Source organism: Massilia sp. CT11-108, from assembly GCF_047302915.1.
In the GTDB taxonomy this organism is placed as follows: Bacteria; Pseudomonadota; Gammaproteobacteria; order Burkholderiales; family Burkholderiaceae_D; genus Telluria; species Telluria orientalis.
In genome coordinates this window covers 1-9,757 of record NZ_JBKYMO010000208.1, presented here as the reverse complement: position 1 = coordinate 9,757, position 9,757 = coordinate 1, and the positions used below count along the sequence as shown (strand labels likewise).

Annotated in this window: 9 protein-coding genes; all 9 read left to right on the top strand. The window is 59.9% G+C overall.

Annotated features, from left to right (window positions below):
* On the top strand, window positions 1-1,832 hold a 1,832-nt coding region (locus tag ACEN88_RS17105), incomplete at its 5' end, for a type VI secretion system Vgr family protein (RefSeq protein WP_413341429.1).
* Window positions 1,829-2,710 carry a DUF4123 domain-containing protein gene (locus ACEN88_RS17100; RefSeq protein ID WP_413341427.1) on the top strand — a complete coding sequence of 294 codons (882 nt, stop codon included), beginning with the start codon at window positions 1,829-1,831 and terminating at the stop codon, window positions 2,708-2,710. The genes ACEN88_RS17105 and ACEN88_RS17100, both read left to right, overlap by 4 nt.
* On the top strand, window positions 2,707-3,282 hold the full coding sequence (locus ACEN88_RS17095; protein ID WP_413341425.1) for a DUF3304 domain-containing protein: 576 nt from the start codon (window positions 2,707-2,709) through the stop codon (window positions 3,280-3,282). The genes ACEN88_RS17100 and ACEN88_RS17095 overlap by 4 nt, the downstream gene beginning before the upstream one ends.
* A complete protein-coding gene (locus tag ACEN88_RS17090; protein WP_413341423.1) occupies window positions 3,263-5,266 on the top strand; it encodes a phospholipase effector Tle1 domain-containing protein in 2,004 nt (667 codons plus the stop codon). The genes ACEN88_RS17095 and ACEN88_RS17090 overlap by 20 nt, the downstream gene beginning before the upstream one ends.
* Window positions 5,267-5,294: 28 nt before the next feature.
* The gene (locus tag ACEN88_RS17085; protein ID WP_413341421.1) at window positions 5,295-5,960 is read left to right on the top strand and encodes a hypothetical protein; all 666 of its coding nucleotides are present in this window, start codon (window positions 5,295-5,297) and stop codon (window positions 5,958-5,960) included.
* On the top strand, window positions 5,957-6,985 hold the full coding sequence (locus tag ACEN88_RS17080; protein ID WP_413341419.1) for a hypothetical protein: 1,029 nt from the start codon (window positions 5,957-5,959) through the stop codon (window positions 6,983-6,985). The genes ACEN88_RS17085 and ACEN88_RS17080 overlap by 4 nt, the downstream gene beginning before the upstream one ends.
* 177 nt (window positions 6,986-7,162) lie before the next feature.
* A complete protein-coding gene (locus ACEN88_RS17075; protein WP_413341418.1) occupies window positions 7,163-8,215 on the top strand; it encodes an acyl-CoA dehydrogenase family protein in 1,053 nt (350 codons plus the stop codon).
* Between the two features lie 131 nt (window positions 8,216-8,346).
* A complete protein-coding gene (locus ACEN88_RS17070; RefSeq protein WP_413341416.1) occupies window positions 8,347-9,495 on the top strand; it encodes a methyl-accepting chemotaxis protein in 1,149 nt (382 codons plus the stop codon).
* On the top strand, window positions 9,483-9,757 hold a 275-nt coding region (locus tag ACEN88_RS17065), incomplete at its 3' end, for a methyl-accepting chemotaxis protein (protein WP_413341431.1). The genes ACEN88_RS17070 and ACEN88_RS17065, both read left to right, overlap by 13 nt.

Genomic DNA, 9,757 nt, shown 5'->3' with positions numbered 1-9,757 from the left:
CGCTGCGCGCTGGCACGCGCCTGACGGTGACCGGCGCCCCGGTGAGCGCGCTCGGCGCGGCGGCACCGTTCACGATCGTGCGCGTGACGAGCGTCGGCGTGAACAACCTGCCGACGCGGGCGCAGGATGCGCTGGCCGAGTTGTTCGGCCCCATCCCCGAACTGCTGGAAGAATCCCTGCGCGACGACTTGCCGGAAGACTTCGGCCTGGCGCTCGCGCAGGCGCGCACGGCCGGCTACGCGAACTGCTTCGAGGCCGTCGCCGCCGACGTCGTGTGGCGCCCGCAACTTGATGGCAGCGACGGCCGCAGCCACCCGCGTCCGACAGCGGCGGGCGCCCAGAGCGCGATCGTCGTGGGCGCCGACGGCAGCGACACGCCGCGCGGCGCCGACGAACTGTATTGCGATCGCCTGGGCCGCGTACGCATCCGCTTCCACTGGCAGGACGGCGGCGACGCGACATGCTGGGTGCGCGTGGCGCAGCGCCTGGCCGGCGGCGGCATTGGGAGCCAGTTCCTGCCGCGGATCGGGCAGGAAGTGATCGTCCAGTTCATCGAAAACGACATCGACCGCCCGATCATCGTGGGCGCGCTGTACAACGGCCAGGGCGAAGGCGGCGTGACGCCGACCCCGGGCGGCGAGCACCGCGACGCCGGCATCGATCCATTCGACGCCGCACACGACCACGCGACGTCCGGGCAGGGCAACCTCGCCGGCGGCAACAGCCCTGTGTGGCACGGCGCTTCGGCCGCGCTGGCCGGCCACCGCAACGCCGCGGCCCAGTGGGGCGTGCGCACGAAGGAATTCGGCGGCGCAGGCTACAACCAGCTGCTGTTCGACGACACCGACGCGCAGGGCCGCGTCCAGCTGCGCACGACGCACGCAGCGACGGAACTGAACCTGGGCCACCTGATCCACGGCGCCGACAACTACCGCGGGAGCCTGCGCGGCGAAGGCGCCGAACTCCGCACGGACGCCTACGGCGCGCTGCGCGCGGGTGCCGGTCTGCTGGTATCGAGCTATCGCATCGAGCACGACGCGTCGTCGCGCGACCCGGCGGGCGACAACGTGGCCGGCATCGCGCTCATGAAACAGGCCGTCAAATTGGGCGAGACGTTCAGTGAGGCGGCGGCCACGCACAAGACGGTGGGTCTGGCTGCGCACCTGGGTGCGGCGAAGGCCGGCGCCAGCGTGCTGGATGCGAAGGCGGCGCCGTTGCAGGCGATGTTGAATGCGGTGGCGGCGACGACGACGTTGGAGGGCGAAAAGCTGCCGCATGTGGCGGCGCCGGTGATCGCCATCTCGGCAAAGGCCGGGCTGGGTGTGACGGCTGCGGAGTCGGTGCAGCTGTCGAACGGCGAGACGGTCAGTTTGATGAGCGGTCAGGATACGCAGTTCGTCACCGGAGGCGCCTTGCGCCAGCACACCGGGCAGGCGATCGGCGTGCTGGCCGGCGCCGTGAAGGCGGGCGAGGGCGGCGTCGGGCTGCAGATGATCGCAGCGCAGGATGCGGTCGACGTGCAGGCGCAGGCGGGGACGCTCGACGTGCAGGCGCGCGACGACGTGCATGTCGTCAGTGCGAATGCGCACGTGGATTGGGCGGCGGCGAAGCGGATCAGTTTGTCGACGGCGGATGGGGCGAATATCACCATCGAGGGCGGGAATATTACGGTGCAGTGTCCGGGGAAGATTTCCGTACATGCAGGCAAGAAGAGTTTTGCGGGGCCGGCGCATATTTCGTATCCGCTTCCGGCCCTACCTACCAGTATCTGCATCGACTGCCTGCTGAAAGCTCGTAGCGCGGCCTCTCCTTTTGTATTGAGATCCGCATGACACGATTTCTTGATCTTCAGGATTTTGCTAAAGGCAGCATTGCGGAGAACCCCGCAAACTTATATTTTCTGCTGGACCACGGTGGATTGCCTGGGCTTTATCGTCAGTTAGCGAGAACGTCAACCACCTGGGTGAGCCTCTTCGAGGGTACGGCCGAGGTGAATAGTTTGGCTGTCGCGCCAATCCTTGTCCTCGCCGGTTCCGATGGGGCAGTGCGATTACCATTGGGCCTTTGCAAATGGATCAGTGAAAGCGGCACCTATTCGTCGTCCTTGATGATGTTGTCGTCTCCGCTGGAGATCGGGCAATTAAAGGATCGGCTGAAAGCGCGGCTCAACGTGTGCATATCGGGAGACATGGACGCGATGTTGAGGTTCTTTGATCCCCGGGTCTTTGAGTCGTTAATGGGAGTTCTTGATGCCGAACAGGCAAAGGTATTCCTGAGTGTCGCGCGAAAATGGTGGTACGTCGACCGTAGTGGGGCCATAAGATCCGTTGATTCGATGTTCAATGATGTGGCGAGTGCGGATGAGGCACTGAATCTAAGTGCTTCTCAGGAGTTCGCTTTGGTAGATTCATGCGAACCCGACCAGGTTCTCAATGGTCTACGAGAAAATGCATCCAGTTATCTTGAAAATCTGGATGTTGCTCGGCAGTATGAATTCGTCGTTTCAAATATTAACGAAGCAAAAAGCTTCGGGTTGCGATCGTTGAATGACCTCATTCTTTATAACGTCGCGGTCCTCACTGTGGGGAAGTCCCCTGCAAATGAGAGCCAATGGTCGAATTTGATGAATGCCGTGGAAATGGAACCCTCAAAATTTTCGGAATTGGTGATGTGTCTCGAGGGTGGTGCCGTCACGGAAGGAGTGAAATGAAGAGAAGTGCAAAATTTGTCTGCGTCTGCGCGCTGGCGTTGGTCGTGGGTGCGTTGTTGGTGTACTTGAATGCGTTCTCCGGGATGGTTGCAGTCGCCCAATCGCAGAATGCAACTAAAACTACAATGACACTCGACCTGGTTGGATATAACTATACCAATCATCATATCGAAGATTATGAGGTCGATAATCGCAATGGTGGCATTGTAAGAGTCAGTAGTCCTACCAGCGGAGGAAGCGGTTCGATGTGCTGCATTAACCTTTCGCCCGGTGAATCTGGGGCAATATTCGTGCAGGTTCGCTGGCAAATCGATGGCTGCAGCTACACCGAAAAAGACCCGCTAACTGGCAAAACGGAAGTGCTGCAACATTATCTGTACAAAGAAGAATTTGTAAAGGCGACACGGACTGATGCTGGCAAGCCGAATCATCTTGAGACCCACTTTTATCCGGATGGGTCGGTGCAAGTTCAAATTACCGAGGAAATGTCACTCCCGCGTTTGAGATTGAGCGAAGACCGTGTCGAAAAACTAAATTTCCCAAAGTGCAGCAATGACCAAAAACCAGAATAGCGACACTGTCGGGGACGTCAGAATGCCCCTGTTGCAGCCTACAGAGACCGGACTGCGCTTTGGGCCGGATCAGGCAGAAATGCTCAGTGCAGATCAGTCTCCGATCGTGCAAAAGCCTTCGCCACTCGGGACCTTTTCCCTGGCTGTGCGTCAAGTGGAGCTTAAGCCTGTAACAACCTGCAGGCAAACGCTCTGGTTTTCGTTCTTTTTCGACGGGACGGGCAATAACCTCTACGCGGATGAGGGGTTGCGTAAGCATAGTAACGTGGCGAAGCTGTTCCGTGTGCACAAGCCAACCGATCAAGTCAACGGTGTATATAGTTTCTACCTGCAGGGAGTCGGCACCTATTTTTCCGAGGTCGGTGATGATGGTGGTGACTTAACCGGACTTAGCTTTGGTCGAAAAGGATCGGACAGACTGGAATACGCGCTGAAAAAATTCGACGAGTCGATCAAACGTCATCTAGTGTTGGCGAATTCGCCTTCGAACGTTATTTCCGAGATTAATATTTCCGTGTTCGGTTTTAGTCGCGGTGCCGCGCTCGCGCGTGCATTCGTGAATTTGTTTCTAAAGGAGCGATGCATCCAATCGAGAGGTAAATGGGTTCTCAAGACGGGATCTTGGCCGTTGCGAGTTCGTTTCTTGGGATTGTTCGATACCGTCGCATCGGTTGGGCTCCCAATGAGCAACAATACGACAAGCAAGATCGGCACTGCGTTCTCTAGTCTGCGATATATTGTTAACGACCGTCTTGCCAGCTTTATCGGAACCCGGCCATCGAGCTTGGCTTTTTCACATAACGGAGTTGCTGGGGCGGACCCGGCACCTGGTATATACGATGGGCATAGCGATTGGGGGAACATGCTACAGATTGATCCGATGGTGGAGGAGGTGCGACACTTCATCGCGGCGCACGAAATTCGGAATTCTTTTCCTGTGGACAGTGTAAGCTTCCTGCGGGAGAACACAGCTTCAAAGCCAGCCCATTTTTACGAAACCGTTTACCCGGGCGTACACTCTGATGTGGGCGGTAGTTATGCTCCGGGAGAGGGCGCGCGTGCCACTTCGCCTTCCGAAAACTTGGGCGTTATACCGCTAATGCATATGTACAATTACGCATTGATAAACGGCGTTCCGCTACTGCCAGTGTTGAAATGGTCCGAAAAGAATAAAGCAGATTTCGCAATGGATCCGGATCTGCTGGCGACTTACAATCATTATGTGAAGGCTCTAGGCGCATCGACGAGTCTTGGTGAGCTCATGAATAAAAATATGAGGTTGTACTATGCTTGGAGGTTCCGCGCAATTCGCATGAAATTGAGTGGGAATAAGAGCGAGGCCGAGAGGGTCTCAAGGTGGAACGCGAAGTTCAAGGAAGACGAAGTCTTGCTCAACAAAGAGGTTGACGCATTAAGACAGAAAAAAGAAAAGGCCGCCAGAGAATTGGATTTATTGCTGCAACTTCGTTCTATTCGAGCGATGAACATGTCGAATGCCCAGTCAGCGCCGCCGCCGACGGCGGAGGACATTGATCAGGCGCGCAAAAAACTAGAAATTGCTCAGGATAAATTTTTAGCGGCAAAGTCACGCCTTGACGCGCTTCCAAACATGGCAAATCTTCAAAGCAGGCTCGATTTTTACGATGCTCAATTAATGGATGATGTGAAGTCGATTATGGGGCCACTTCGCGAACGATATCCAGGTCTACCGGCTCCAAACGTACTCAGGCGAAGTTTACGTCCGCATTACAAAGCATTAGTGACAGCCTATGAAGATGAGTTTGTGCACAACCGAGGGATGAATGACGAAAAATTAATCAAGTTTTTCGATAACTATGTACATGACTCTTTGGCTGGCTTTGCAAAAGATGCCACTCTTCCGTCGGATCCCCGCGTGGTATATCTCGGCGGCGATGAAAAATACGAATATGCCAGTATCGGAGGCAATGTCCGAGAGGCGGACCGACAGACCGAGACGGTTTAATTGAAACCCTTTTCATCCTGATGAGATCGTGCTCCTCGTGAGAATGACAGGTCTAACGAAACATCTTGTGCGCAGGCTTGGCGTTGTGCTATGTGCTACCGCTTTCGGCATGTCTCTTGCGCATGCCAAGCCGGACGAAGGTATACGCCAGGCGAATGCGGCGGAAGTGAACGCATTCACGGCGCGCGCAGCGGCGGTGTTCATGGGACGTGACGATGTCCCGGAGGAGCCGATCGCATTGTTGAAGCCGGAAAAGACGCTCTATTGGTCAGCGCGGCAAGGTGGGCATTTGCTGGCACTCGTCACCGTGCGGTTCAAAAGCATATCCAATGGCTCTTGCCGCCTGATGACGGCGGAGAACGAACAGGACGCCCCGGTCCTGATCGACCTTCCCGTGGATATCAATGCCGACAACTGTCGAGGCTTTCGTGACGTGCGCTACCTGGACATCAACGGCGACGGCAAGCTCGACATCGCCGCCAGCATGACCGTCAAGGCCAATTCCTTCGACGGCTACGTCGACGAGCCGGTCTTCTATTTATCCAATGCCGACAAACCGGGCGGCTACTGCTATTCGGCCTCCGCCCGCAGGAATCTCAAGCCGGCGGTGATGAGATCCACGGACAAAGTCAAGCAAGCGTTGGACCGCGAGCGCAAGCGGCTGAGTGGCGCGCAGTTCGATTGTGCGCAATGATGACGAGTGCACGCAAAAAAGCCGTCGAGCTTGGAATGTGTCGCGTGATCCTGGCCGCGCTGTCGTGTGGCTTCGGTGTAGTCTGCTCGCTGGCGTATGCTGCTGCGCCGAACGGAACATGGAAGTTCGACCGTTCCGCGGATTATGACGGACGAGTGCCGCCAGGTTTGGTGTCGCGATTCGATACGATTGTTGTCCGGGACGGTGAAGCCAGATTTTCAGCTGATTGCGCTGTTCGGTTCCATGAGGAGGAATATTTCTTCTCGGACGTCTTCCAATCGCTTACCAAGGCGGACGTGACCGAAAAGCAGGCCGACGCGTTTTTGAAGAAGAAACTGGGTGTGTCCCTGATCGGCGTGAAGGACGTCTATGTACTGGCGAACGCGCCCGCAACGTGCGCGCAGCCGGTCATGGAATTTTTTGCCATTGGCGATAGGTTACTCATTCCGTTCGGTGGCACGTTCTACAGCTACGTGAGACAACGAACTTCAAACGCTGAAACCTCTGCGGTAGCCGGTGCCATGCCAAGCCTGCTTTCGAACTACAAGGTTACGCGGCTGCCTTTGGACTATGACCGCTATTTGTCCCGGTGCCGCCCGAAGCTTCAAGGTCCGAACGGTCGCCCCAGGACAACCGATCGATGCGCCCCCGACTTTTATCCTTACGTCGCCGACCCGACGCGTCATGATCCACTCATGGATATCATCGGCAGCCACGACTATGCAATGAATGGGCAGCAATATACCGAAGGGTTTTCGCCGCCATTCCGACAAAAAGTGGCGGCGACATTTCTCGTGTTTCCGCCGATGAAACAGGTTGTGCTGGTTCGCGTTGACGACTTTGATATCGTACGCAACGAGGACCGCGACGTGATGTCCGGCGTGTATTTGTCAATCATTGACCGCAAGGTTGTCGACCAGATCGAGGGCTGCCAGTTCGATCGGGACTATGTGTGCCGTGTCGAGGGCACTGCGGTGGCCAAGCTGACCGATAACGGCAAGTTCGAGCATGTCTCCCACAAATAAGTCTCGTAACGTGGGCCGATCCCGTTCTGGCGGCACCACCGTGAACGTCAAACCACTGATCCTGTTATTCGCAACTGGCGTGGTGGTCCATGCGGGCCAGGCGTGCCGATGTATGGATCTTGACTTCGCCTAACATCGCTTCAGTTCGATTTCACAGGGGACGAAACGATGGTAAGAATGGATGAAGCGCTGCTTGCATGGCTGGATGCGCACGCGGAGGAACTCGACACGCACATGGCGCATGCCGACGCGTTGCCGGCCCATCTGGCCCAGGCCGGCCTGTTCGCGGTGGGGGTGCCTGAAAGCGAGGGCGGGGACGGGCGCGCCTTGAGTGCGGCCGTCGATGTCGTCGCGGGACTCGCCGAACACTCGCTCGGTGCCGCCTTCGTGTACTGGGCACAGCGTGCCGTCATCGCCTGCCTGCTGGCGAGCCCGAACCGGGACCTCGAGCGCAGGCTCGTGCCGGACCTGGTGCACGGCCGGCTCGCGGGCGCGCCCGGGTTGTCGAACGCGATGAAATTCCTGGGCGGCCTGGACCGGCTGCGCATCACCGGCACCGCCGTACCGGACGGCATGCGGTTGAACGGCACGGTGGCCTGGGCGACGAATGTGCGCAGGCAGGGATTCGTCGCCGCGATCGCTGTCGGCGACGAACATGGCGACAATCCGGCCGTGCTTGCGCTTCCCCACGACGTGCGCGGCGTGGTGCGCGAACCCGACTTCGATCTGCTCGCGCTGCGCGGCACCAACACGGCCGCCCTAAGGCTGGACGACGTCACGCTCGATGCGTCCTGGCAGATCCACCCGCAGGCGCGGGTTTTCCTGCCCTCGATCCGTCCCGTTTTCGTCGGCCTGCAATGCGGTCTCGGGCTCGGGCTCGCGCGCGCATCGCTGCGGGCAGGGCGCTCGGCGCTCGGTAACCGCCCGTCGGTCTTGTCCGGCGAAATCGACGCGCTCGATGCGGACATCGCAGCCTACCGGCAGACACTGTGCGCCGGCCTCGATGACGGCACCCTGCGCGACCAGCCGCGCGAGCTGCTGACGCTGCGCCTGCGGATGGTCGACATCGCGGCGGCTGCCCTCGCGCTGGAGTTGCAGGCGTTGGGCGGACGTGCCTTGCTGCGCGCGGAGAGCGGCGGCTACGCCCGCCGTGCGCGTGAAGCAGCGTTCCTCGCGGTTGTCACGCCGACGGTTGCCCAGCTCAAAGGTGACCTGGCCAGACTGGCGTAGTCCGGATTTCACACACTTCACAAATGTTGTCTATACGAAATTATTTTCTTGCCAGAATGAGTAAATACCAGATAACATTTGCCTGAAGTCAACCTTAAGGAGCCGGCCGACGGCTTCCGCGTGGAGTGAAGATGCTGAGCCGCCTGCCCGTGCTGTGGAAAGTCCTGTTGGCCCCGGCCATCGCCATGTTGTGCATGGCGGCTTACCTGATCTTCACGGCCATCGTCTTCAAGCAGAATAACGTGCGCCTGGCGGACGTGCGCGACGTGCAGTACCCGGTGCTCGATGCGCTGACGGAGAACGCGGGCGCCCTGGACAAGATCATCGACGTGCTGAATTCGGCGGCCGCCGCCGGCGAACCCCAGCAGATCGCCGGCGCCGACGCCCTCGCCGCGAAGGTGGCGGACAACTACCGCCGCGTGCGCGCGCTCGACAAGGTCCATGAGGCGGACCTGGGCCGGCTGGCACTGGAGTTCGACACGTATTACAAGACGGCCCGCGCGATTTCCGACGCCATGGCGAATCACAGTGGCATGCCGGCCAAGGACAGGCTGCAGGCGATGGCCACGGCGCTGGCGACCTATCGCAAGGATGTCACGGCGTTCCGCACGGCGGCGCGCGACCGCTTTACCGGCACGGTCGGCGCGGCGACCGACGCGTCGAACCGGGCGGTGCTCGGTGGTGCCGTCACCGGCGTGCTGGGCCTCGTCGTCACGCTCGCCTTCGCCCTGCTCGTCGCGCGCACGCTGGTGCGCCAGTTGAACGAGGCGGTGCGCGTCGCGGAAACCGTCGCGGCGGGCGACCTGACGAGCATGATCGCCGTGGATGCCCAGGACGAGACGGGCAAGCTGCTGCAGGCGCTGCGGGACATGAACGGCAGCCTCGTACGAATCGTCAGCGAAGCGCGCAGCGCCACCGACAACATCGCGGCCACGTCGGTCCAGATCGCGCAGGGCAATGGCGACCTGGCCGGGCGCACGGAGCACCAGGCGCAGGCCCTCGTGCAGACGTCGTCGTCGATGGGCGCGCTCACCGGCACGGCCAAGGAAAACGCGGCGAATGCCGCGCAGGCCAACGAGCTGGCCGGATTCGCCGCCAACGTCGCCACGCAGGGCGGCGCGGTCGTCGGGCAGGTCATCGCGACGATGGAAGCGATCCATGCGTCGTCGCGCGAGATTGCGGACATCGTCGGCGTCATCGAGGGCATCGCGTTCCAGACCAACCTGCTCGCGCTGAACGCGGCCGTCGAGGCGGCGCGGCGAAGGACATCACGGCCCTGATCGGGCGCTCGGTCTCCCAGGTCGAACTGGGCACGACACTGGCCGACCAGACCGGCCGCACGATGGACGAGATCGTGAGTAGCGTCCGGCGCGTCACCGACATCATGGCCGCGATCGCCGAAGCGAGCAAGGCGCAGACCGCGGGCATCGAGCATATCAACGATGCCATCGCCCAGATGGACTTGGACACCCCCCGCCACCCCCCCCCGGGGGGGCGCGGCGCCCGGGGGGGGTGGGGGGGGCGGGGGAGGGGTTTATTAAA

What these genes read in the sequence shown, in the direction of transcription:
- ACEN88_RS17075 (WP_413341418.1), top strand. Translation starts at nt 7,163, where the DNA reads ATGGATGAAGCGCTGCTTGCATGGCTGGATGCGCACGCGGAGGAACTC.
- ACEN88_RS17080 (WP_413341419.1), top strand. Translation starts at nt 5,957, where the DNA reads ATGATGACGAGTGCACGCAAAAAAGCCGTCGAGCTTGGAATGTGTCGC.
- ACEN88_RS17090 (WP_413341423.1), top strand. Translation starts at nt 3,263, where the DNA reads ATGACCAAAAACCAGAATAGCGACACTGTCGGGGACGTCAGAATGCCC.
- ACEN88_RS17070 (WP_413341416.1), top strand. Translation starts at nt 8,347, where the DNA reads ATGCTGAGCCGCCTGCCCGTGCTGTGGAAAGTCCTGTTGGCCCCGGCC.
- ACEN88_RS17095 (WP_413341425.1), top strand. Translation starts at nt 2,707, where the DNA reads ATGAAGAGAAGTGCAAAATTTGTCTGCGTCTGCGCGCTGGCGTTGGTC.
- ACEN88_RS17100 (WP_413341427.1), top strand. Translation starts at nt 1,829, where the DNA reads ATGACACGATTTCTTGATCTTCAGGATTTTGCTAAAGGCAGCATTGCG.